This window comes from Nocardia sp. NPDC003269 (assembly GCF_042888005.1).
Taxonomy (GTDB): domain Bacteria; phylum Actinomycetota; class Actinomycetes; order Mycobacteriales; family Mycobacteriaceae; genus Nocardia.
The window spans coordinates 757,336-779,285 of sequence record NZ_JBIAPA010000003.1; the positions used below are offsets into that span (position 1 = coordinate 757,336).

General features: G+C 70.9%; 21 protein-coding genes. 5 read left to right on the top strand and 16 right to left on the bottom strand.

From position 1 onward, the window contains the following. Window positions 1-2 precede the first annotated feature (2 nt). The 15 genes from ACFYWJ_RS23440 to ACFYWJ_RS23510 are packed head-to-tail and all read right to left on the bottom strand — an operon-like array spanning window position 3 to window position 16,173. Entirely contained in the window at window positions 3-1,238 is a 1,236-nt protein-coding gene (locus ACFYWJ_RS23440) for a cytochrome P450 (protein WP_355277897.1), read from the bottom strand. A 47-nt stretch (window positions 1,239-1,285) separates the two neighbouring features. Further along, window positions 1,286-1,480 carry a ferredoxin gene (locus tag ACFYWJ_RS23445; RefSeq protein ID WP_355277899.1) on the bottom strand — a complete coding sequence of 65 codons (195 nt, stop codon included), beginning with the start codon at window positions 1,478-1,480 and terminating at the stop codon, window positions 1,286-1,288. After that, window positions 1,477-2,673 (bottom strand): FAD/NAD(P)-binding oxidoreductase, encoded by a 1,197-nt coding sequence (locus tag ACFYWJ_RS23450; protein ID WP_355277901.1) that lies wholly within the window; start codon window positions 2,671-2,673, stop codon window positions 1,477-1,479. Before ACFYWJ_RS23450 ends, ACFYWJ_RS23445 begins: the two co-directional genes overlap by 4 nt. Continuing rightward, a complete protein-coding gene (locus ACFYWJ_RS23455) occupies window positions 2,670-3,500 on the bottom strand; it encodes an SDR family oxidoreductase (RefSeq protein ID WP_355277903.1) in 831 nt (276 codons plus the stop codon). Before ACFYWJ_RS23455 ends, ACFYWJ_RS23450 begins: the two co-directional genes overlap by 4 nt. 22 nt (window positions 3,501-3,522) lie before the next feature. Continuing rightward, window positions 3,523-4,386: an alpha/beta fold hydrolase gene (locus ACFYWJ_RS23460; protein ID WP_387162240.1), complete on the bottom strand. Its 864-nt coding sequence runs from the start codon at window positions 4,384-4,386 to the stop codon at window positions 3,523-3,525. After that, complete coding sequence (locus ACFYWJ_RS23465) at window positions 4,386-5,522, bottom strand: 3,4-dihydroxy-2-butanone-4-phosphate synthase (RefSeq protein WP_355277907.1); 1,137 nt, start codon at window positions 5,520-5,522, stop codon at window positions 4,386-4,388. Before ACFYWJ_RS23465 ends, ACFYWJ_RS23460 begins: the two co-directional genes overlap by 1 nt. After that, window positions 5,519-6,133: an NAD(P)H-dependent oxidoreductase gene (locus tag ACFYWJ_RS23470; protein ID WP_355277908.1), complete on the bottom strand. Its 615-nt coding sequence runs from the start codon at window positions 6,131-6,133 to the stop codon at window positions 5,519-5,521. Before ACFYWJ_RS23470 ends, ACFYWJ_RS23465 begins: the two co-directional genes overlap by 4 nt. Before the next feature lie 16 nt (window positions 6,134-6,149). After that, the gene (locus ACFYWJ_RS23475; protein ID WP_355277911.1) at window positions 6,150-7,139 is read right to left on the bottom strand and encodes a cyclase family protein; all 990 of its coding nucleotides are present in this window, start codon (window positions 7,137-7,139) and stop codon (window positions 6,150-6,152) included. A gap of 19 nt (window positions 7,140-7,158) precedes the next feature. Continuing rightward, window positions 7,159-7,998, bottom strand: coding sequence for a coniferyl-alcohol dehydrogenase (locus ACFYWJ_RS23480; RefSeq protein WP_355277912.1), 840 nt, complete (start codon window positions 7,996-7,998; stop codon window positions 7,159-7,161). Between the two features lie 4 nt (window positions 7,999-8,002). Next, a complete protein-coding gene (locus ACFYWJ_RS23485; protein WP_355277915.1) occupies window positions 8,003-9,328 on the bottom strand; it encodes an LLM class flavin-dependent oxidoreductase in 1,326 nt (441 codons plus the stop codon). Further along, entirely contained in the window at window positions 9,325-11,082 is a 1,758-nt protein-coding gene (locus ACFYWJ_RS23490; RefSeq protein ID WP_355277917.1) for an FAD-binding protein, read from the bottom strand. The genes ACFYWJ_RS23485 and ACFYWJ_RS23490 overlap by 4 nt, the downstream gene beginning before the upstream one ends. Further along, the gene (locus ACFYWJ_RS23495) at window positions 11,079-12,050 is read right to left on the bottom strand and encodes a 3-carboxyethylcatechol 2,3-dioxygenase (RefSeq protein ID WP_355277919.1); all 972 of its coding nucleotides are present in this window, start codon (window positions 12,048-12,050) and stop codon (window positions 11,079-11,081) included. The genes ACFYWJ_RS23490 and ACFYWJ_RS23495 overlap by 4 nt, the downstream gene beginning before the upstream one ends. Beyond that, on the bottom strand, window positions 12,007-13,653 hold the full coding sequence (locus ACFYWJ_RS23500) for a bifunctional 3-(3-hydroxy-phenyl)propionate/3-hydroxycinnamic acid hydroxylase (protein ID WP_355277920.1): 1,647 nt from the start codon (window positions 13,651-13,653) through the stop codon (window positions 12,007-12,009). Before ACFYWJ_RS23500 ends, ACFYWJ_RS23495 begins: the two co-directional genes overlap by 44 nt. A 1-nt stretch (window position 13,654) precedes the next feature. Then, window positions 13,655-14,518 (bottom strand): alpha/beta hydrolase, encoded by an 864-nt coding sequence (locus tag ACFYWJ_RS23505; protein ID WP_355277922.1) that lies wholly within the window; start codon window positions 14,516-14,518, stop codon window positions 13,655-13,657. A 38-nt stretch (window positions 14,519-14,556) separates the two neighbouring features. Further along, complete coding sequence (locus tag ACFYWJ_RS23510) at window positions 14,557-16,173, bottom strand: FAD-dependent oxidoreductase (RefSeq protein ID WP_355278537.1); 1,617 nt, start codon at window positions 16,171-16,173, stop codon at window positions 14,557-14,559. Window positions 16,174-16,533: 360 nt separating this feature from the next. On the opposite strand from ACFYWJ_RS23510, the gene ACFYWJ_RS23515 reads away from it, so the two are divergent. Genes ACFYWJ_RS23515 through ACFYWJ_RS23535 form a run of 5 tightly spaced genes read left to right on the top strand, consistent with a single transcriptional unit; the run spans window position 16,534 to window position 21,478 of the window. Next, on the top strand, window positions 16,534-17,928 hold the full coding sequence (locus ACFYWJ_RS23515) for a cytochrome P450 (RefSeq protein WP_387161892.1): 1,395 nt from the start codon (window positions 16,534-16,536) through the stop codon (window positions 17,926-17,928). After that, complete coding sequence (locus tag ACFYWJ_RS23520) at window positions 17,928-19,028, top strand: amidohydrolase family protein (RefSeq protein WP_355277924.1); 1,101 nt, start codon at window positions 17,928-17,930, stop codon at window positions 19,026-19,028. The genes ACFYWJ_RS23515 and ACFYWJ_RS23520 overlap by 1 nt, the downstream gene beginning before the upstream one ends. A gap of 17 nt (window positions 19,029-19,045) precedes the next feature. Then, window positions 19,046-20,191, top strand: a complete 1,146-nt coding sequence (locus ACFYWJ_RS23525; protein ID WP_355277926.1) for an amidohydrolase family protein — start codon at window positions 19,046-19,048, stop codon at window positions 20,189-20,191. A 1-nt stretch (window position 20,192) separates the two neighbouring features. Further along, window positions 20,193-20,597, top strand: a complete 405-nt coding sequence (locus ACFYWJ_RS23530; protein ID WP_355277929.1) for a Rieske 2Fe-2S domain-containing protein — start codon at window positions 20,193-20,195, stop codon at window positions 20,595-20,597. Window positions 20,598-20,608: 11 nt separating this feature from the next. Then, window positions 20,609-21,478 carry an alpha/beta hydrolase gene (locus tag ACFYWJ_RS23535; protein ID WP_355277931.1) on the top strand — a complete coding sequence of 290 codons (870 nt, stop codon included), beginning with the start codon at window positions 20,609-20,611 and terminating at the stop codon, window positions 21,476-21,478. A gap of 20 nt (window positions 21,479-21,498) precedes the next feature. Here ACFYWJ_RS23535 and ACFYWJ_RS23540 read toward each other — a convergent pair whose 3' ends face one another. Then, window positions 21,499-21,939: a hypothetical protein gene (locus ACFYWJ_RS23540; RefSeq protein ID WP_355277934.1), complete on the bottom strand. Its 441-nt coding sequence runs from the start codon at window positions 21,937-21,939 to the stop codon at window positions 21,499-21,501. Window positions 21,940-21,950: the final 11 nt, after the last annotated feature.

The window sequence follows — 21,950 nt, forward strand, 5'->3', positions numbered from 1 at the left end:
GGTCACCAGGTGACGGGTAGCGAGTACAGGCCGTAGGCCAGGCGGTCGTGCTTGAACTCGACCTCGTCGAGCGGAATCGCCAGGCGCAGAGTCGGGATCCGGCGCACCAGCGTCCGGAAAACGATCTGCAGTTCGGCGCGGGCGAGCTGCTGACCGACGCACTGGTGCGGGCCGAAGCCGAAGCCGAGGTGGTGTGCCGCGGGCCGGGCCAGATCCAGCCGGTCCGGTGACTCCCATGCCCGCTCGTCCCAATTCGCCGGTGCCAGATCGAAGATCAGCCCGTCCCCGGCGTGGATCGTCAGCCCCGCGATCTCGATGTCGGCGGTGGCGATGCGGCGCTGCCCGTTCTGGATGATGCTCAGATAGCGCAGCAGTTCCTCGACCGCGTTGACGACGATTGCCGGGTCCTCGGTGTCGCGCAGCAGCGCGAACTGTGCTGGGTTCTCCAGCAGCGCGAGCGCGCCGAGGGAGATCATGTTGGCGCTGGTCTCGTGGCCGGCGATCAGCAGCCCGGTGCCGAGCTGGGCGGCTTCGCGCATGTCGATCTCACCCGAGCGCACCCGCTCGGCGATATCGGAGACCACGTCCTCGGCCGGGTCGTCCAGCTTCTGCTCGATCAGCTCGACCAGGTACCGGGCCAGCCCCGCGCGCCCGGCGGCGGCCTGTTCCTTGGTGGCGAACCGGTCGACATTGACACTGGCGTGCTGCTGGAAGAACTCGTGATCGTCGTAGGGCACGCCGAGCATCTCGCTGATCATCAGCGTCGGCACCGGCAGCGCGAGCGCCTCGACCAGGTCCGCCGGTTTCGGCCCGGCGAGCAGCCGGTCGAGGTGCTCGTCGGTGATCTGCTGGATCGCCGGGCGCAGGCTCTCGACCCGCTTGAAAGTGAACGGCTTGGTGAGCATGCGCCGGTAGCGCTGGTGCTCGGCGCCGTCGGTGGTGAACACCGACTTCGGCCTGCTCCCGACAATGGCCAGCATGCCCTCGTTCCAGTGCGGGAAACCGGGCCGGTGATCGTCGACGCTGACCCGCGGATCCGACATGAGCTGCTTGTACTCCGCGTACCCGGTGACCAGCCAGGGGGTGCTGCCGTCCCAGATCCGGACCCGGTGCAGTGGGTCGGCGCGGCCGAGCCGCAAGGTCTCGGCGGGCGGCGCGAACGGGCAGCCCGGCGCGCGCAGCATCGGGTACTCGGGTGCTGCCGCGGTGGCGGTGGTCTCGGCCGATGTGTCGGACACGGTTCACTCCTTCGGTGGGCGCCGCGGCGGGGCCGCGGGCGCGCGGGTCATTCCTCGATGTGGATGGCCATGGCGGGGCACACGGCGGCGGCGGTGCGGACGTCGCCGGCGAGTTCGGCCGGTGGCTCGGCGTCGAGCAGCACGACGATGCCGTCCTCGTCGCGCTGGTCGAACACCTCGTCGGCGTGCATCACGCAGTGGCCCGCGGCCACGCACTTGACCTGGTCGACTGTCACCTTCATCGAGACCTGCTCTCTTGGGGGACGGGATCAGCCCGCCCGTCGATCAATTCCTGGCGGCGAATCCTGGCCTGTTTGGCCATGTTCCAGCCGAGGACCGCCGTCACGGCACCGTCGCGCTCGTATCGGACGACGAAGCGCCCGTCGTCCGGATCGCCGTCGACGACCCCGGCGGTGGCGTCGCGGGTGACCGTGCCGTGGACCTGGATCTTCGTGCCGAACTGGTCGGTCCAGAAGTACGAGATCGGCGCGTGCGGGCGCGGGGTGCCCGCGATGGCGGCGGCGACGACCGCGGCCTGCTCGGTGGCGTTGGTGCGGTTCTCCCACCGGACCTCGGCGCCGAGTCCGGGGTGGCGCCAGCGGGCGACGTCGCCCGCGGCGTAGACCCCCTCGGCCGCACGGCAACACGCGTCGCAGACGACCCCGTCGCGCAACGACAGGCCGCTGCCGTCGAGCCAGCCGGTCACCGGGGCCGCGCCGATCGCCACGACGACCAGATCGGCGGGCAGCACGGCGCCACCCGCGAGGGCCACCCCGGTGACCTCCCCGTTGCGGTCGGTGAGCCCATCGACCGCGGCACCGAGTTCGAGGCGCACGCCGTTGGCCCGGTGCAGCGCGCCGAGCCGGGCGCTCACCAGGTCACCGAGCTGACCGGCCATCGGCGCCGACAGCGGACCGCACAGGGTGACGTCGCGGCCGAGTTCGCCTGCGGTGGCGGCGATCTCACTGCCGAGGACGCCCTCGCCCACGACGACCACCCGTTGCGCGTCGCCCAACCCGGCCCGCAAGGCAAGGGCGTCGTCGAGAGTGCGCAGGACGTGGACGCCGCGCAGGGCGGGCGGGGTGGGCAGGGTGCGTGGCGCGGCGCCGGTGGCGATCACCACGTGGTCGGCGGTGATCGACCCGCCGCGGACCTGCACGGTCCGGGTCGCGGCGTCCAAGGCCAGTGCGCGTGTATCCAGGATCAGCTCGAGGTCGAGCCCGGCCAGCAGCCGTGGCGGTCGCAGCAGGGTGCGTTCGGCGCGCCACTGCCCCGACAGGATCTGTTTGGACAGCGGCGGCCGGTCGTAGGGCAGGTGCGGCTCGGCCCCGAGGACGGTGATCCGGCCCCGATATCCTTCGCGCCGAAGGGCTTCCGCGGTGGCCAGGCCGGCGGCCGAGGCTCCGACCACGAGCACACCGGTACCGCGCTTCATCGCGCACTCCCCTGCTCGGCAGGTTTCGGGCGGCGCCGCAACGGCTTGCCCGCCACCGTGCCACCGTCGACCGGCAGGACGGTCCCGGTGACGTAGCGCGACAGGTCGCTGCCGAAATAGACCGCCGCTTCGGCCACGTCCGCCGGCTCGCCGTCACGCCGCAGCGGACGGTCGTCGCGCATGGACTCGCGGACCATCCGGGTGAACTTCTCGCTCGCGCCGCTCGGCATCCGGTCGGCCGAGGAGGCCAGCAGCGGCGTCGGGATGCTGCCGGGGGCGATGCAGTTGACCCGGATCCCATACTGCGCCAGCTCGATCGCGGCGGATTTGGTGAAGTGGATGACGGCGGCCTTGGAGGCGCGATAGCTCTGGACGCCACCGCCCGCCTGGATGCCGCCGATCGAGGACACGTTGATGATCGACCCGCCCTCGGCCGCGGCCATGTGCGCGGCGGCGAAGCGGGTACCGGCCATCACGCCGAGCAGGTTCACCCCGAGCACCCGGTGGAAGTCGAGCAGGTCGTCGTGCAGGAAGTCCTTGTGCATCACGCCCGAGACGCCCGCGTTGTTGCACATCACGTCGAGCCGCCCGAAGACCTCGACGCCGCGGTCGACCAACCGCCGCACCTGCACGGGGTCGGCGACGTCGGTCTCCGCGAAGACCGCGGCGTCGCCGTAGCCCGCGATCGAGGCGCGGCCCCGTCCGGCGTCGACGTCGCCGACGACCACCCGAGCGCCCGCGGCGACGAAGCGCGCGACGATCGCCGCACCGATCCCGGACGCGCCGCCCGTCACGACGGCGACCCGGCCTGCCAGTTCGTCGGTCATCCGTTCTCCTTCTCTGATCCGGTCATCGCGCCACGACCGGCGCATCCGTGACCCGCTCCGCCGAATCGGCGTGGCGGGCGAGGAAATCCAGCAGCAACGCGTTGAGTACGGCGGGCTGCTCGAGCTGAGGGCAGTGCCCGGCGTCCGGTACGACCGCGCTCGCTCCGCGGGGCACCCGGTGCGCCAGCTCGTCCGCCCAGCCCGCGGGCAGCAGCTTGTCGCCCGCGCCTTCGACGAACAGGGTGGGCGCCGCGATCCGGTGGTAGTCGCGGTCAGCGGCCGGGGTCGACGGCGCGTCGGCGCCGGGACGGCGGAATCGGGCGGCGGCCAGGGCCTCCCACGCGCCCGGCGCGACGCTGGACTCGTGGCGGCGCCGGACGTAGTCGACGTCGGCGGGGTAGGCGCGCGACTGGAACAGGGCCGCCACGATGCGGCGCATCCCCACGGTGGTCGCGTCGTAGTCGTAGAGCGCGTCGACGTGTTCGTTGCGCAGGATCTCGCCGCCACCGCAGATCGCGACCAGGCTGCGCGCCCGCAGCCGCGGCCGCGCGGCGGTCTGATCGACCAGCAGGTTGATCGCGCCCATCGAATTGCCGACGAAATGCGCGGAGTCGACGCCGAGGACGGCCAGCAGGGCGGCGACGTGGCGGATGCGCAGTCCGCGCCCGTCGGTGAAGTCGACGACCTTCGCCGAGCGGCCGTAGCCGAGCATGTCCGGGGCGATCACCCGATGGCTGTGGGCGAGGACGTCGACGGTGTACTCCCAGCCCAGCGCCGCGTCGGCGCCGAATTCGCCACCGTGCAGCAGGACGACCGGTTCGCCGGAACCGGTGTCGAGATAGGCGGTCTCGTGCCCGTCGACGACGAGACGGCGGTAGTCGGCGATCACGAGGCCCGCTCCACCCGCTCGACCGCCGAGAGCGGCACACGCTCGACGACGCGCACGTGCCCGGGCGCGGTATGGGTCTCGCCGGGTTCGGTGAGCAGCCGGATCTCGCGCAGGCCGAGGTCGTCGAGGATGTCGAAGGCGGACTGCAGATCGCTGTGTCCCACCGGATGTGCCCGGGGCAGCGCCGATTCCCCGCCGGGCGCGCTCGCCCGGAGCGTGTCGCCGATCGCAGTCTTGCCTGCCCGCACATAGATCAGCACGCCACAGCCCGCGGCCGCGATCCGCGCGAGGGCGCCGTGCAGCGCGTCGCGGCAGCCGCACGCCCGCGACCCGAGCACGTCACCGATGAGGCATTCGAAGTGCAGCCGCACCAGCGGCGCGCTTGCGCGGGCGGGGTCGCCGTGCACGAAGGCGATGTGTTCGCGATCGAGGCCGTCGGTGAAGCCGATGGCCCGGAACTGTCCGAGCGGCGCCGGGATGCGCGCGGCACCGTGTCTGGTCACCCGGCACAGCTCACGGCGCCGGTAGGCGACCACCTCGGCGACCGAGACCATCGGGAACCCGTGGACGCGGCCGAGTTCGGCCAGGTCCGGCCAGGTGGGGTATTCCCCGTCGGCGCCGGTGATCTCGCAGATCACCCCGGCGGGCCGCAGCCCGGCGAGCTCGGTGACATCGACAGCGGCCTCCGGGATCTCGGGGACTTCCAGCACACCGTCGGCGGCGGTGCCGAGGGGGAAAACGTTTCCCGGCCTCATGAATTCGGCCGCGTGCGCATCGGCCGAGGCGAGGGCCCGCACGGTGGCCGCGCGCTGAGAGGCACAGATTCCGGCCGAGCCCGCCAGACCGACCGAGACCCGGTAGCGGGCCCGGTTCGGGCCGGTGCCCGCCGGATCCGCGGGCGGAACGGCGAGGGCGTCCAGCGTCGTAGCACGAAGCGCGACCTGTACGAGCCCGCAGCCCAGCCCGCTCAGCACCGTGATCGCGGCGGGGGTGACGTGTTCGGCGGCCAGCACCAGATGCCCACGAACGCCCTCGGCCGCCGGGTCGGCGACGATGATCACGCGGCCCGCCCGCAGCGCGGTCAGGGCGGTGGACACCGCCAGATGCCGAGTCTCCGTGCGGTTCTCGCTCATGACCGGCCGCCGCCCGTGGGGACGAAGGACAGCAGCTGCCCGGCCAGCATGTCCAGCTGGGCCTCGATGCCGGCATCGGTGAGCGCGCCCTCGGCGTCCCAGATCGGTTCGGCCGAGTTGATCGCCACGCCGAGCGGGGTCGGCCAGGCGCGCAGAGCGTGGCCGATGACGCGCAGCTGGCCGAGCGTGCCGACCGCGGCCTGCCAGCCGTAGGCGCAGGTGATGCATCCCCAGGGCTTGTTGTCCAGGTAGACCGTGGTGTCGCCGCGCATGTCCTCGATGTAGTCGAGCGCGTTCTTGACCAGGCCGGACACTCCGCCGTGGTAGCCGGGTGACCCGACGAGCACGGCATCGGCCCGCCGCAGGGCCTCGACCAGGGCGGTCGCGCGCGCGGTGCGGCCTGGCTCGTGCGGGCTGTACATCGGCAGATCGATGTCGGTGCCGCTGAACAGGGCCGTGCGCCCACCGCGTCGCTCGACCGCGGCCAGGCAGTGCCGCAGGGCGCGTTCGGTCGAGGAGTCCTCGCGCAGGGTGCCGCCGAGGCCGACCACGAACGGGCGTCCGTCGGTGACCGGTGTCGCCGTGGTCTGGCTCGTCGTGCTGACAGTCATGTTCGGTCGACCTCCGCTACTTGATCGCGATGGGGTTCAGGGGCGACCCGACCGCGCCGACGACGCGCAACGGCGGTGCGACGAGCTGGAATTCGTAGACCCCGTCGGCGGCACAGTCGGCGGCCAGCGCCGCGAAGTCCCAGTACTCGCCGAGCATCAGGCCCATATCGCGCAGGCACAGCATGTGCAGCGGCAGGAAGGTGCCGTCGACGCCGGGGGCCGGGTCCTCGACCATCAGGTTGTCGGCGGCGACCGCGGCGATCTCGTGTTCGTGCAGCCACAGCGCACAGGTCCAGTCCAGGCCGGAGTACGGCTCGGCGCCGTCGCGGGCCTCGAGATAGCGGTCCCACCAGCCGGTGCGCACCAGCACGATGTCACCGGATTCGATCGTGACGCCTTGGCGGGCGGCGCATTCGTCGAGTTCGTCGGCGGTGATCGGCGCGCCCGGCGCGAGATAGGTGTCCGCGCCGCGATAGCGCACCAGGTCCAGCAGCACGCCACGGCTGGTGATGCCCTTGCCGTCGACCTTGTCGATGCCGCAGTGGAAGGCGCCCTGGCTGGTGACGGACTCGGCGGGGAAACCGTTGTAGAGCTGGTCGGCGTAGTAGACGTGCGACAGCGCGTCCCACTGGGTGGCGGCCTGCAGCGGCATGATGATCAGGTCGTCGTTGAAGCGGAACGGGTTGTCGGCGAAGAAGCTGCTCAGTTCGCCCGCGACGCTGTTGCGCAACCACTTCGGGCCGTATTCGGCCAGGGTCCTGGCGTCGCCGCCGTCGACGGTCATCACGTGGGTGGGGTTCTGCCGGAACTGGAAGGCGCCCTGCGGGCCGCTGGAGCCGAAGTCGATCCCGAGCGGGAAGACCTTGCCGTGGCGGACGAGTCCGGCGGCGGCGGCGATCTTGGCCGGGGTGATGAAGTTCAGGGTGCCCAGTTCGTCGTCGGCGCCCCAGCGGCCCCAGTTGCGGACCCGCTCGGCGAGGGAGTGGAAATCGGTGAGAGTTGCCACGGCGGTGGATTCCTTCCAGTTATTGCCGGGTGGCCGGGGCGGGGCCGGCCAGTTCGTCCGCCAGGCGCGCGGCGAGCGTGCCGCCGTCGACCCACAGCACCTGGCCGGTGATGTAGGCCGCCGCCCCGCTGTTGAGGAACAGCAGCGCCGTGGCCTGCTCGACCGGGTCCGCGGCGCGGCCGAGCGGCTGGGGGATGCCGTCGAGGTAGTGCGGTCCGTAGGCGGTGCGCAGCTGATCCAGGATGGGGGTGTCGGTGACGCCGGGACCGGTGCAGTTGATCCGGATCCCCGCGGCGGCCAGCTCCACCGAGCGCCGCATCGTGTAGAGGATCAGCGCCTCCTTGGCCAGCCGGTAGCCGCCGCCGTCGGCGACGATCTCCGGATGGTCGGCGCACCACACCAGGCCGTCGGCGAAGGAGGCGGTGTCGAGCAGTCCCGCGGTGTCCCAGCGGTTCTCGTGATAGTCGGAGGCCGCGAGCGAGGACACCGAGACGACCGCCGAACCGGGCGCCATGCCCGCCACGATCGCCTCGGTGAACCGGCGCAGACCCAGGAAATTCACCGCGACCACCTTGCTCGGGTCGCCGATGCCGGAGGACACCCCCGCGACATTGAACAGCGCGTCGACCGTGCCGCCGATCCGGGTGAGCGCGGTGTCGATCGCGGCGGGGTCGCCCTGGTCCATCGCGACGAACTCGTCGCACACCGCGTCGCGGCCGGGGTCGCGCAGGTCGACGCCGACGACCCGCGCGCCCAGCCGCGACACCTCGGCGGCGACGCGCGCGCCGATGCCCGACGCGCAGCCGGTGACCACCACCCGCTGCCCGTCGAATCGGCACCGCTGCTCGAAGGTGTCCATCGCCTCAGGCCCGGCCGCGTTCTTCCAGCAGTCGCTGCTGCTCTTCGAGCCGGGCCGCGGCCTGCTTCTGGCCCTCTTCGATCTCGGCCATCGCCTCGGGAATCTCGCCCGCGGTGAACGTCCCGCCGCGACCGGTGGGCAGACCGCCGAAGGAGTAGTCCTCGTCGAAGGCGGGCGAGGGCATCGGCACGCGGCGCGCCTCGGCCTTCGCCAGGATCGGGGCCATCCGCTTCGCCTTCTCGGCTACGGCCGACTCGTCGCGTTCGATGAATTCGGGCAGCACCTGCTTGCCCATGATCTCGAGCGATTCCATGGTGGCCTCGTGGCTGCGCGGGTTGAGCAGCAGGATGATCTCGTCGACGCCGCTGGCCTCGTAGCCGCGCAGGAATTCGCGCACGGTGTCGGGCGAACCGATCGCGCCACGGCCGGGACCGTAGGCGACGGTCGGATCGTCCTTCACGGCGTCGAGGTAGGACTGCCACACCTGGGTCCGGCCGGGGGTGTGCATGCCGGTCATGTAGTAGTGCATGATCCCGTAGGAGAAGAACCCGCCGCCGACGCCGAGGCGTTGCACGGCCTGGTCGTCGGTGGGGGCGACCATCATCGACAGGTCGCCGCCGATGGCGAGGATGTTCGGGTTCATCCGCGGCACCATCGGCGCCGCGTGGTCCTCGAACTCCTGGTAGTAGCCGCGCACCCGGTCGCCCAGCGCCTCGGGCCCGGTGTAGGCGAAACTCAGTGCGCCGATACCCATCCGAGCCGCCATCTGCACCGACGACGGCCGGGTGCAGGCGACCCACAGCGGCGGGTGCGGGGTCTGGCGCGGCTTCGGGATGACATTGCGGGCGGGCATCTCGAGGTGGTTGCCCTTGAAACCGGTGAACGGCGCTTCGGTCATGCAGCGCACGGTGACCTGCAGTGCCTCTTCCCACTGGGCGCGCTTGTCGGCCGGGTCGATGGCGAACCCGCCGAGCTCACCGACCGAGGACGATTCGCCGGTGCCGAATTCGACGCGCCCGTTGGACAGGTGGTCGAGGGTGGCGACCCGTTCGGCGGCGCGGGCGGGATGGTTGATCGCCGGCGGCAGGTGCATGATGCCGAAGCCGAGGCGGATGTTCTCGGTGCGCTGGCTGGCCGCGGCCAGGAACATCTCCGGCGCGGTCGAGTGACAGTACTCCTCGAGGAAGTGGTGCTCGGTGAGCCAGACGGTCGAGAAGCCCGCCTGATCGGCGAGTTCGACCTCGTCCAGACCGTCCTGGAACATCTGGTATTCGTCGTCGTCGGTCCACGGCCGCGGCAGCGCGAATTCGTAGAAGAGGGAAATTTTCATCGGGTACCTCCAGTGGTGTCGGCGGGTGCCGGGTGCTGCGTCAGGTGCTCGGCGGCGATGTAGCCGAAGGTCATGGCCGGGCCGATGGTCGCGCCTGCACCCGCGTAGCTGCGGCCCATGACCGCGGCCGCGGTGTTGCCGACCGCGTACAGGCCCGCGATCGCCGTGCCGTCGGCGCGCAGCACCCGGGCGTGCTCGTCGGTGCGCAGCCCGCCCGAGGTGCCCAGGTCGCCGAGGATGACGCGGAAGGCGTAGTAGGGCGGTTTGCCGATCGGGTGCAGGTTCGGGTTCGGCAGGGTGTGGTCGCCGTAGTAGTTGTCGTAGACGCTGTCGCCGCGCCCGAAGTCGTCGTCGTGGCCCGCGTGTGCGAGCTTGTTGAAGCGAGTCGCCGTGTACTGCAACGCTTCCGCCGGGACATCGATCTTCGCGGCGAGTTCCGCCCAGCTGTCGGCGGCGACGACCACGCCCGACTCCAGCCAGGCGGCGGGAATCGTGAAGCCGGTGGGGACCGGCGCGAGCGGGATCTTCGGGATCGGCAGGTGCCCGCCGATGACGTAGCGCTTCCAGGAGCGGTGGTCGGTGATCAGCCAGCACGGGATGTGGGTGACCCCGGATTTCTGGCCCTCGATCATGGCGTGGCCGAAGTCCATATAGGGCGCGGCCTCGTTGACGAAGCGCTCACCCGCGCCGTTGACCATGAACTGGGCGGGCATCATCCGCTCGTTGAGCATGAACTGCAGCCGACCGTCGGGCCACTGGATCGCCGGGAACCACCAGGCCTCGTCCATCAGCTCGGTGTCGCCGCCCGCCTCGCGGCCGAGGCGGATACCGTCACCGAGGGAGAGCTGGTTGCCGAAACTCCAGTCCTCGTCCACGGCGGGCTGTTCGGCGACGCGCCAGGCCAGGTCGTGGTCGAAACCCCCGGTCGCCAGGATCACCCCGCGCCGGGCGCGCACCCGCACCGGTCTGCCGTCGCGGGCGACGGTCGCGCCGACGACGCGGCCGTTCTCGACGTGCAGCGCGGTGATCGGGGCGTTCAGCCACAGTGGGACACCGTGTTCCCGCAGCGCCAGCCGCAGCCGCGCCACCAGCGACTGGCCGATGGTGACGATGCGGTCGCCGAACAGGTGGGCGCGCACCATCCGCCAGATCAGCTTCAGCAGTACCGCTTTGCCACGCCAGCTCTGCCGGACCCGGTAGAACATCCGCAGATCCTTGGGCCCCAGCCAGATGCCCTTGGGCGCCAGCGCGAGCGGTGCGAGCAGGGTGGCCTCGTCCTCGCCGAGTTCGCGCAGATCGATCGGCGGGACATTGATGGTGCTGCCCTGGGCCGAGCCGCCGGGCAGTTCCGGATAGTAGTCGGCGTAGCCGGGTTTCCAGACGAATTCCATTCGGCAGCTGCGACTTTCGAGGAACTCCATCATCTCGGGGGCCTTGGTGACGTAGCCGCGCAGGCGTGCGGTGTCGACCGCGCCCTCGGTGATGGTCTCCAGGTAGGTGACGACATCGTCGGGGTCGAGGGCGAAACCGGCGCGCCGCTGCGCCGGCGCGTTGGGCACCCAGATGCCGCCGCCGGACAGCGCGGTCGATCCGCCGTAACTGGGGCCCTTCTCGACGACCAACACCGACAGCCCGTCGGCCTCCGCCTTCAGCGCGGCGGTGAGCCCGCCGCCGCCCGAACCGGCGACGAGGACGTCGACCTCTTCGTCGAATATGGTGCCGGACGGTGGTTCCGGGGTGGCGTCGGCGGTCATGCTCGGCCCTCCTTCGTCGTCGGGTCCGGGTCGGCGGGCACGGCGGCGCGCACCGCGAAACCGGCGATGAGCGCGGGGGCGGCCCGGTAGTAACGCACGGGCGTCCGGTACGGGCCCTGCTGGGCCAGCGCCGCGAACGCCGCCACCCAGGTGCGGATCTCGTGGGCGGAGTGGCCCGCGGCGGCCGTGACGGCCGCGTTGTCCCAGTGCGCGAACTCGGCCAGCCTGCCCTCGTCGAGCAGAGTCAGGAATTCGTTGTCCCACTGCGGGTTCAGCGGTCGCAGGGCGCCCTCGCCCGCGGCGAATTCGCGAGCGGCCTCGACCACCGCGGCGCTGCGGGCGGCACGCTGCTCGGCTGACATCGGCCCGCCGTGCACGATCCGGTCGCGGACCGCGCCGGTCGCGGTGTCCAGACGCGGCACCGGCGGATCATGGGACAGGCCACCGGAACCGAGGACCAGGACCCGTCCGTCGAGCGTGGCCAGGAACGCGCCCACCGCCGCTCCGAGGGCTCTGGCGCGGTCCACCGGACCGAGCGGAACAGCGACCGCGTTGACGAAGACCGGGATCACCGGACGTGCGGTGGCCGCGCCGAGCAGCCGTTCCAGTGGCTGCACGGTGCCGTGGTCGACATCCATCGCCGTCGACACCGCGACGTCCACGCCCGCGGCCAGCACCGCCTCGGCGAGCTCGGTCGCCAGCGCGGCCGGAACGTCCAGCGGTCCGGCATGGGTGCCGTAGTCGCCGACGCCGGAAGCCGCTGTGCCGATGCAGAAGGGGGGCATCGTCCGGTAGAAGAAGCCGTTGTAGTGGTCGGGCGCGAAGGTCACCACCAGCTCGGGATCGAACTCGCGCACGAAGCGGGCCGCGTCGTCGACGGCGGCCCCGATCTCGGCGCGCAGTTCCGGCGACGGCCCGGGCAGGTCAAGCAGAGGGCTGTGCGAGACGCAGCACACGGCCAGCGGCATCGGAACCTCCTCGCGTCGAGGCGATGGTGTCGAGCAGGTCGGCGCCGAGTTCGGGGGCGAACTGCGCGATGGACGACCCGGCGACGACCCGGTCCGGACGCAGGAAGACCACCGAGTCTGCCTGGCCGTCGAACCAGCGCTTGAGCGCACCGGTCCGGTCACCGACGACGGTCACGTCCTCGTGATCCTGTCCGGCCCAGGCCAATTGCGTGGCGGGCCGGGCCGCGACGAACCGGGCGCCGAACGCCAGCCAGCGGGCGAACACCTCGTCGCCGAGCACCGCGCGCGGGTCGTTGTTCCAGCACAGCACCGCGAACCACGGGCCGAGCACCTCGTCGAGCAGCACCTCCGGCTGCGTCCTGGTGCGCACCACCGGCTGGACGAACAAGGTCCCGACCGGCGACGGTTCCGATCGCGACCAGCGATGCACCACCGCACCGCGCTCGTAGCGCGGCATCGGCTTGAACTTCATGCCGAGCACATAGCCGCGGACCGGCGGGATCGCCGCCGCGGCCCGGACGAGGACGTCCCGGATCGCGGCGACCCGGCGGTCGGTCGGCGAGATGACCCGCCCCACCAGCGTGGACAGGTCGATCATGGCGCGCGCGTGGGTGCGGCGTTCGGTGTCGTAGGAGTCGAGCAGCGTGGCGTCGGCCCGGCCGGTCACCACGGCCGCCAGCTTCCAGCCCAGATTCGCCGCGTCGCGGATTCCGCTGTTGTAGCCCTGGCCCTGCCAGACCGGCATCAGATGCGCGGCGTCACCGGCCAGCAGCAGCCGCCCGGCGCGGAAGGCGCCCGCGATGCGGGAGTGATGGGTGTAGACGCGCCTGCGGATGATGTCGAGGCGCTCGGGGTAGGGCACCAGCGGTGCGATCATGCCGGCCACGAACGCCGGATCCTCGGCCAGTTCGTCGGGTTCGTCGTCGTGGATCATGAACTCGAAGCGGCGGATTCCGTGCGCGATGGACACCGACACGTTCGGGCGCGCCGGGTCGGCGGCGACCTCGATATTGGGGTGGCCGAGCGGATCGGCGGCGATGTCGACCACCAGCCACCGGGTCGGTGAGGTGGTGCCGTCGAAGCTCACGCCCATCGCCTTGCGGGTGACGCTGCGACCGCCGTCGCACCCGACGACATACCCGGCCCGCACCACCTCGGGGCCGGTCGCGGTCACGATCCCGACGTCGACGTGCCTGCCCCGGTCGGCACAGGTCCCCACCGCCGCCGACCACCGCACCGACACACACGGGTACCGGTCGAGCCCGGCCAGCAACTCCGCGTCGACGAGTGGCTGCACGAATCCGTTGCGCTTGGGCCAGCCGAACGAGGTGTCCGCCGGGGCGATCTCGGCGAGCAGACGGCGCCGCGCGTCGACGAAGCGCATGATCTGGTTCGGGGTGGTGTGCGGCAGGATCCGCTCGATCAGCCCGATCGATTGGAAGGTGCGCAGCGATTCGTCGTCGAGACCGACACCGCGCGGGTAGTCGATGAGGGTGGCGCGCTCCTCGACCACCAGGGTGCGCACACCCGCGGCGCCGAGGATGTTGGCCAGCGTCAGGCCGACCGGGCCCGCGCCGACGATGAGGACGTCGGGGTCGGCCATCTCAGGCCCCGAGCAGGAAGGCGAGGTGCAGGGCGTCGAAGGTCGCGGCGTCCTCGTACTGCGGCCAGTGCCCGCAGTTCTGCATCACCTCGAAGCGGGCGCCGGGGATCATCGAGGCCATCCGCCTGCCCTCGGCCACATCGGCGGTCGGGTCGTGGCTGGTCCACACCACCAGGGTGGGCGCGGTGATCTGCCCGTACTCCTTCTCCCCCAGCAGGTTCCGCTCGCGGATCACCGGGTCCTGCAGGGCCATGATGTCGTGCATCGCGGCGGTGAATCCCGGCTGCCGGTAGATGCGCTGCCTGCTGGCGACGAGATCGGCGTAGTCCTTGGACTTGTCGGCCATCAGCCAGGTGATCCGCGCCCGCACGGTCGCCCAGGTGGGGTCGGCGGCCGCGGCCATCGACAGGGTGACGATGCGCCGCATCACCTCGGGGTCGGCCTGGGAGCCGCCCGCGGTGTTGAGCACCAGGCGATCGACCCGCTCGGGGTGATCGATGGCGGCGCGGGCGGCGACCCAGCCGCCCAGCGACTCACCGCTCAGCGACGCCTGGCGCACGCCGATGGTGTCGAGGAACGTCATCAGATGGTCGACGTAGTGCGGGATCTCGAGCGCGTGACCGGGTTTGTCGGTGTAGCCGTGACCGAGCATGTCGATCGACCAGGTGGAGAAGTGGTCGGCGTGGGCGGCCAGGTTGCGGACATAGGCTTCCGCGTGTCCGCCGGACCCGTGCAGTAGCACCAGGGTGGGGAGGTCGTCGGCGCCCGCGTGCAGGTAGCGGGTGCGCACTCCGCCGACATCGAGGTACCCCTGGGTGAACGGCACGCCCTGCAGGTCGCTCCATACGCTTTCGTGCTCGGACAACTCCGTCACTCCCTCTGCCCGTCGGTTGTTCACTGTGGTCAGGCCTCGACCGGCTTGCCGGTGGCCGCGGTGTGCCCGGCCCGGTGGCCCCACACCATGGCGGGGCCGATGGTGCCGCCCGCGCCGCCGTAGGCCCGGCCGGTGACTCCGGCCATGGCATTGCCCGCGGCGAACAGCCCGGGGATGACCGCGCCGTCGACGTGCAGCACCCGGCCGTCGCGGTCGGTGCGCGGGCCGCCCTTGGTGCCCATCGCGCCGACGGTCACCGGGACCGCGTAGTAGGGCCCGGTGTCGATCGGGCCGAGGGTGCGGCCCGCCGCGGTCGCGGCATCCTGGTCGCCCCACCAGCCGTCGTAGGCGCTCGCGCCGCGGTCGAAGGCCGGATCGTGGCCCGCCGCGACGTCGCGGTTCCAGCCGGCCACGGTGGCGGCCAGCCCGGCGGGGTCGACCCCGATGCGCCCGGCCAGCGTCGGCAGGTCCGCGGATTCGTTGAACCAAGCGGGGACCGGATCACCCGGCGCGACACCGAGGAAGCCGTAGCGGCGCAGGTGTTCGGCGTCGAAGACGATCCAGCCGGGATCGTTGACGTAGCCGCCGCGCGGGTCCAGATAGTGGAAGGCACCGGCCATCGAGTTGTACTCCGACGCCTCGTTGACGAAGCGCCGACCGGCCCGGTTGACCATGATGCTGCGCGGCCGGGTCCGCTCGAGCCGGACGCTGCGGCTGCGCGGATGCCCGTCGATGGTGTCGCCGGGGATCCGCACCACCGGCACCCACCACGCCTCACTCATGGTGCCGAGGTCCGCGCCGTGCGCCATCGCCATCCGCAGGCCGTCGCCGGTGTTGTTCGGCGGTGAGACCGGGCCACGCATGGGTCCGCGCAGGTAGGCCCCGACCAGTGCCGGGTCCCACTCGAAGCCACCGGTCGCCAGGACCACGCCCAGGCGGGCGCGCACCGTGCTGCCGCCCGCCGCGGTGGCCACCCGGACGCCGGTGATCGCGCCGTCGTCGGCGAGCAGTTCGACCGCGCGGGCGCCGGTGCTCGGCACCACGCCGGCGGCGAGCACACCCACCAGCAGCCCCGCCACCAGGGCGGTGCCCGCCACGCACAGGTCGGCCGAGCTGTCCTCGTCCACCGAGGCGTGCAGCCGTGCCCTGGTCTCGGCGTCGAAACCGACATTGCTCCAGTCGGCGGGAAAACTGGTGATGCGGTCGCGCCACGGTCCGAGCCGGGCCGGATCGAAGGCCACCGGGCTCAGCGAGCGACCGCCGCCCGGCTTGCCGCCGGGCAGTTCGGGTTTGTAGTCGGGGAATCCGTCGGCGACCTCGAAGCGCACACCGCTGTGCGCCTCGACGAAAGCGATGGTGGCAGCACCGGTTTCGACGAAGGTCCGGACCAGGTCCTCGTCCATCGAGCCGAAGGACTGCGCGCGCAGATACGCCATCGCGTCGGCGACGGTGAGCGGTTCGCCCTGGATCCGATCGTGCGCGGGAATCCAGGCTATGCCGCCCGAGACCGCGCTCGTGCCACCGACGGTCGCCGCCTTCTCGAAGACCGCGACCGACGCACCGGCGGTCGCGGCGCTCAGCGCCGCGGTGAGCCCAGCCGCGCCGCTGCCGAGGACGACGACGTCGACCTCGGCGTCCCACTCCACGGTCGGCGCCTTCTCTTGCGAAGTCACTGTCGCGCTCTCCTTGTCGGCCGCCGTCACCCAACCGGGCGTCACGACACCGGCGAGATCGAAGTTATCGTATGGCGAGAATGTTATTCTCCGACAGCGAGCGCCGCAATCTTTTCGCGGATCTTGTGGCTGCGCACGGTTCCCGAAGCCGGTCACCCCCGGCTACACCCGCCGCCGCCGACAACCGAGCTCACGGCAATAGCCGGGTCTCCCTTGCGGCGAAACACGGTTCAAGAGTACGGTTCTCGTATCCGGCAAGTCATGTTCTTGCACGGACTTCCCTGTCGTGCCACTCCGATCGCGCGACAGCTGCGCTGGAACAGGAGAGCATCCGTGAGCATCGACGATGCCGCCGACCGGGACCGCAAGGCGAACCGATACCACTTCGACCGGGACCGCAAGGCGAACCGATACCACTTCGACCGGCACACCCCGGAATACCGGCACCGCTTCACCGAGATCACCCACGACCTGCACGCGAAGTGCCCGGTCGCCTGGACCGACACCTACGACGGCCACTGGGTGGCCGCCGGGGCGAACGCGGTCTTCGAGCTCGCCCGCTGCCCGCACGTGTCCAACGACCACGACCTCAACGGCGAGCGCAACGGGTACAAGGGCATCTCGATTCCCACCGCCCAGCGCGCGCAACTCGTGCGCGGCGGAATTCTCGAGATGGACGATCCCGAGCACCGGCTCTACCGGCAGGTGCTCAACCCCTACCTGTCCCCGGCCGCGGTGCGCCGCTGGGAGCCGGTGATCGACGAGATCGTGCGGGCCGCGCTCGACGAGAAGATCGAATCGGGCCGCATCGATTTCGTCGACGACCTCGCCAATGTCGTGCCCGCGGTGCTCACGCTCGCCATGCTCGGCATCCCCCTGGCCAAGTGGTCGATCTACAGCGAGCCGGTGCACGCCGCGGTGTACACCCCGGAGGACTCCCCCGATGCCCCGCGCGTGGCCGAACTGCACCGCGCGATGGGCATCGACCTGCTGACGAGTCTGGCCGAGGTCAAACAGCATCCGCGCCCCGGCCTGCTCGAGGCGCTCACCGAACTGCGCATCGACGGTGAACCCGCGCCCGACCTCGAGCTGCTCGGCATGCTCGGCCTGATCATCGGCGGCGGTTTCGACACCACCACCGCGCTCACCGCGCACGCGCTCGAGTGGTTGTCGCAGAATCCCGGGGAACGCGCCCGGCTCAGCCGTGACCGCGAGACCCTGCTCGCGCCCGCGACCGAGGAGTTCCTGCGCTACTTCACCCCGGCGCCCGGCGACGGGCGCACCATCTCGGCCGACGTCGCGATCGAGGGCACCGAATTCAAAGAGGGCGAACGGCTCTGGCTGTCCTGGGCGATGGCCAACCGCGATGCCGAGGTGTTCCCCGATCCGGACGACATCGTGCTGGACCGGCGCGGCAACCGGCACTTCAGCTTCGGGCTCGGCGTGCACCGCTGCATCGGCTCCAATGTCGCGCGCACCGTGTTCAAGTCGATGCTCACCGCCGTGCTCGACCGGATGCCCGACTTCGCCTGCGATCCGGCGGGCACCGTGCACTACGACACGATCGGGGTCATCCAGGGCATGCGCAACCTGCCTGCCACCTTCACCCCCGGCCCGCGGCTCGGCGCAGGCCTGGACGAGACCCTGGCCAAACTCCAGATCATCTGTGACGAGCAGCAGCTCGCCGCGTCGGTGACGGCGCGGCCCGAGATGGCCCGGATCGACTGATGCGGACCCACGCCGACGGCACCACCACCCCGTACATCGACGCGAGCGTGCACATCTTCTTCGCCTCGAACAGGGACCTGCGCGATCATCTGCGCGAACCGTTCAAGAGCCGGGGCGTGCCCGATGTGGACCTGGACTGGTACGGGGCGCCGGGCGGTGAATACCTCGCCGGCTCGAGCGGCCCCGGCCGCCGGGCGCCCGGTGCGGACCCGGCCGTGGTCGGCGGGCACCTGTTCACCGACCGCGGCGTCGACGTGGCGATCCTGCATCCGATGACCCGGGGCATCCTGCCCGACCGGCACCTCACCTCGGCGGTGCTGGCCGCGCACAACGACATGCTGGTCACCCGCTGGCTCGCGCACGAGGAGTTCGGTGACCGGTTCCGGGGCACCCTGCGGGTCAACCCGGAGGACATTCCCGGCGCGCTGCGCGAGATCGCCCGTTACGGGCAGCATCCGTCGATCGTGCAGGTCGGGGTGCCGTTGCAGGCACGGGAGCTCTACGGCAAGCCACAGTTCTGGCCGCTGTGGGAGGCCGCCGCCGCGGCCGGGTTGCCGGTCGCGGTGCACATCGAGACCGGCGAGAGCATCGCGTTCCCGCCGACGCCGTCGGGCCACACCCGGACCTACGAGCAGTACGTCGGGTTCATGTCGCTCAACTACCTCTACCACCTGCTGAACATGATCGCCGAGGGCGTCTTCGAGCGGTTCCCCGACCTCCGGTTCGTCTGGGCCGACGGTGGCGCGGATCTGCTGACGCCGTTCAGCTGGCGGATGGACACCTTCGGCAGGCCGCATCTCGAGCAGACCCCGTGGGCGCCGCGAATGCCGAGCGACTACCTCCCGGAGCACGTGTATTTCGTCCAGGACCGGCACGACGGTCCGCCCGCCGACGCCGAATTCGCCGCCGAATGGCTGGGTTTCACCGGCAAGGACGACATGGTGATGTTCGGCTCGAGCTATCCGCACTGGCAGGCCGCCGATGTCGACACCCTGTCGCCGGCCCTGACGGCCGAGCAACGCGACAAGCTCTGCTGGGCCAACGCGGCGCGGCTCTACGGCATCGAGGTCCCCACCGCCGCCGCGGTCCCCACCAGCTAGTTCCAGGAAGGATGCGTATGCCGCCGATCCAGCACGAGCAGCGTGCCCCCGCACCCGAACAGGTCGCCGTGCGGGTCGTCGACTCCGACGTGCATCCGGTGCCGCGCCGGGGCGAACTCGTCGAGTACATCCCCGAACCGCATCGCAGCGCCTACTTTCTCAGTCACCGGGTGGGCGACACGATCATCTACGACGCCCCCGACTACGCGCACTCCTACGCGATGCGGGTCGACGCGTTCCCCGCCGACGGTCAATTCCCCGGCAGCGACCCCGACCTGGCGTACCGGCAGCTGATCCTGGAGGCCGGCTCCGACATCGCCATCCTGGAGCCGACCGTCCGGGCGACCCGGCTGCCGCAGGCGACCCAGGCCATGGCCACCGGCATCAACCACTGGCAGGCCAACCACTGGCTCGACCCGGTTGCCAACTGGCATCAGCGCTGGCGCGGGTCGATCTGCGTCGCCGTGGACGATCCGGCCGGCGCGGTCGCCGAGATCGAGCAGTGGGCCGGTCATCCCTACATGGCACAGATCCTGCTCAAGGCCGAACCGCGACCGTCCTGGGGCGATCCGAAGTACGACCCGATCTGGGCGGCGGCGACGCGCCACGATCTGGTGGTGAGCTGCCATCTCGGGCGCGGCGCGTTCGAGACGATGCCCATGTCGCCGGTCGGATTCCCCAGCTACAACCACGATTTCATGGTCAGCTACTCGCTGCTGGCGGCCAACCAGATCATGAGCCTGATCTTCGACGGCACCTTCGATCGCTTTCCCGCGTTGCGCATCGTGTTCGTCGAGCACGCGTTCACCTGGATCCTGCCGCTGATGTGGCGGATGGACGCGATCTACGCCTCGCGCAAGCAGTGGATGACGATCCGGCGCAAGCCCTCGGAGTACGTCAAGGAACACATCCGGTTCACCACCCAGCCGCTGGACTATCCAGAGGACAAGACCGAACTGACCCGCGCGCTGGAATGGATGGACGCGGGCCGGATCCTGCTGTTCTCCTCGGACTACCCGCACTGGACCTTCGACGATCCGCGTTGGCTGGTCAAGCATCTGCCCGTGGCGGCCAGGGACCGGGTGATGTTCCGCAACGGCATCGAGACCTACCACCTACCGGAATTCGTTCCTGCGCTGCCCGATTCACCCCGGAGGCGTTGAGATGACCGAGGACGGGTCGACGTCCGGCGAACAGCCGCGCCTGGCGCCGGGCCGCGAGCACGTGGTCGCCACGGTCGAGGAGATCCCGCCCGGGTCGTCGATGGTGGTGCCGATCGGCCGGTTCGGGGTCGGGGTCTACAACGTCGGCGGCACCTTCTACGCCATCGCCAACTACTGCCCGCACGAGGGCGGTCCGCTGTGTTCCGGGCGGACGCGGGGACGGACCGTGGTGGACGAGAGCGTCCCCGGCGACGCGGTGATGGTGCGCGACAACGAGTTCCTCTACTGCCCATGGCATCAGTGGGGGTTCGAGCTGGCCACCGGAACCACGGCGGTCAAACCCGAGTGGAGTATCCGGACCTATCCGGTGCGTGTCGTCGACGGCTCCGTCGTCGTCCAGGCGTGAAAGGACCTCCCGTGCCCTCCGTGACGGTGAACGGCGGCCGCGTCGTCTACGAGATCCTCGGCACGACGGGCACTCTCGTGGTGCTGACGCCGGGCGGCCGGTTCGGGATAGACATTCCGGGCCTGCGACCACTGGCCGAGGCCCTGGTCGCGCGCGGGCACACCGTGCTGCTGTGGGACCGGCCTAACTGCGGCGCCTCCGACGTGCAGTTCTACGGCGTGAGCGAATCCCACATGCGGGCCGAGACGCTCGCGGGACTGCTCACCGAGCTGGGGCTGGGTCCCTGTGTACTGGCGGGCGGGTCCGGTGGTGCCCGGGATTCACTGCTGACCGCCATCGAGTACCCGGAGCTGGTCACCCGGCTCGTGCTCTGGAACATCGTCGGCGGGACCTACGGCCTGTTCAATCTCGGTGCGCACTACATCCTGCCGAGTCTCCAGGTCGTCCGTGGCGCCGGAATCCCCGGTCTGCTGAAACTGCGGGAGTGGCGCGAGCGCGTCGAACAGAATCCCGGCAACGAGCAGCGGCTGCTGGCCCTGGACCGCGACGAGTTCGTGAAACTGTCGCTGCGCTGGCTCAACGCCTACGTGCAGAAGCCGGGCCAGACCGTGCCGGGCGTCGACGACGACCTGTTCGACCGGATCGGGGTACCCACCTTGATCATTCGCGGCGGCGCCCAGGATCTGGATCACCCGCGGCGCACCTCGCTCGAGATCTCCTGCCTGATCGACGGCGCAGAGCTGATCGACCCGCCCTGGCCGGAAGACGCCTGGGAACGGGCCATGGCGGATCGGGCTACCGGTCGGATCGACCGGTTCAATCTGTTCGACACGTGGGTGCTGGCCGCACCGGCGATCGCCGAGTTCCTGGCCCGCCGGTGAGCCACCCCGCCATCGCCGGTTCAGCGCAACAGCAGGCGCACTTCGGTATTCAGGGCAGCCTCGAGCGCGGTCAGCACCCGGCTCTCGGGGACTCGTGCCAGGTCGGCCGCGCGCAGGGTCACGGTGACGATATCGAATCCGGCGGCATCGGGGAGACGGTCGACGTCGCCGGTGAGGCCGAAGCCGGCCAGCACGCCGTGCGCGTCGTCGTCGGTGCCGCGGCTGAGGAAGGTCACCGTGCCCGGCACCGGCTCGGTCCCGAACGCCCGCGCGCACGCACGCACCAGATCACGCACCGTGGTGGCGGGGTCGTCGGTGTCGACCTGGAATCGCAGTTCCACACCGGGGTTGTCACACAGACCCGTGGCATCGGCGCGCAGCGCGTTCAGCCCGGCGGCCCGCCGTGCCGGGGTCAGTATCCGGTCGGGGTCGACATCGATGCGAACGACCGCGGTCCTCATGTCGCCGAGCC

What these genes read in the sequence shown, in the direction of transcription:
- ACFYWJ_RS23445 (WP_355277899.1), bottom strand. Translation starts at nt 1,480, where the DNA reads ATGAAGGTGACAGTCGACCAGGTCAAGTGCGTGGCCGCGGGCCACTGC.
- ACFYWJ_RS23450 (WP_355277901.1), bottom strand. Translation starts at nt 2,673, where the DNA reads ATGAAGCGCGGTACCGGTGTGCTCGTGGTCGGAGCCTCGGCCGCCGGC.
- ACFYWJ_RS23455 (WP_355277903.1), bottom strand. Translation starts at nt 3,500, where the DNA reads ATGACCGACGAACTGGCAGGCCGGGTCGCCGTCGTGACGGGCGGCGCG.
- ACFYWJ_RS23465 (WP_355277907.1), bottom strand. Translation starts at nt 5,522, where the DNA reads ATGAGCGAGAACCGCACGGAGACTCGGCATCTGGCGGTGTCCACCGCC.
- ACFYWJ_RS23470 (WP_355277908.1), bottom strand. Translation starts at nt 6,133, where the DNA reads ATGACTGTCAGCACGACGAGCCAGACCACGGCGACACCGGTCACCGAC.
- ACFYWJ_RS23480 (WP_355277912.1), bottom strand. Translation starts at nt 7,998, where the DNA reads ATGGACACCTTCGAGCAGCGGTGCCGATTCGACGGGCAGCGGGTGGTG.
- ACFYWJ_RS23485 (WP_355277915.1), bottom strand. Translation starts at nt 9,328, where the DNA reads ATGAAAATTTCCCTCTTCTACGAATTCGCGCTGCCGCGGCCGTGGACC.
- ACFYWJ_RS23490 (WP_355277917.1), bottom strand. Translation starts at nt 11,082, where the DNA reads ATGACCGCCGACGCCACCCCGGAACCACCGTCCGGCACCATATTCGAC.
- ACFYWJ_RS23495 (WP_355277919.1), bottom strand. Translation starts at nt 12,050, where the DNA reads ATGCCGCTGGCCGTGTGCTGCGTCTCGCACAGCCCTCTGCTTGACCTG.
- ACFYWJ_RS23500 (WP_355277920.1), bottom strand. Translation starts at nt 13,653, where the DNA reads ATGGCCGACCCCGACGTCCTCATCGTCGGCGCGGGCCCGGTCGGCCTG.
- ACFYWJ_RS23520 (WP_355277924.1), top strand. Translation starts at nt 17,928, where the DNA reads ATGCGGACCCACGCCGACGGCACCACCACCCCGTACATCGACGCGAGC.
- ACFYWJ_RS23525 (WP_355277926.1), top strand. Translation starts at nt 19,046, where the DNA reads ATGCCGCCGATCCAGCACGAGCAGCGTGCCCCCGCACCCGAACAGGTC.
- ACFYWJ_RS23530 (WP_355277929.1), top strand. Translation starts at nt 20,193, where the DNA reads ATGACCGAGGACGGGTCGACGTCCGGCGAACAGCCGCGCCTGGCGCCG.
- ACFYWJ_RS23540 (WP_355277934.1), bottom strand. Translation starts at nt 21,939, where the DNA reads ATGAGGACCGCGGTCGTTCGCATCGATGTCGACCCCGACCGGATACTG.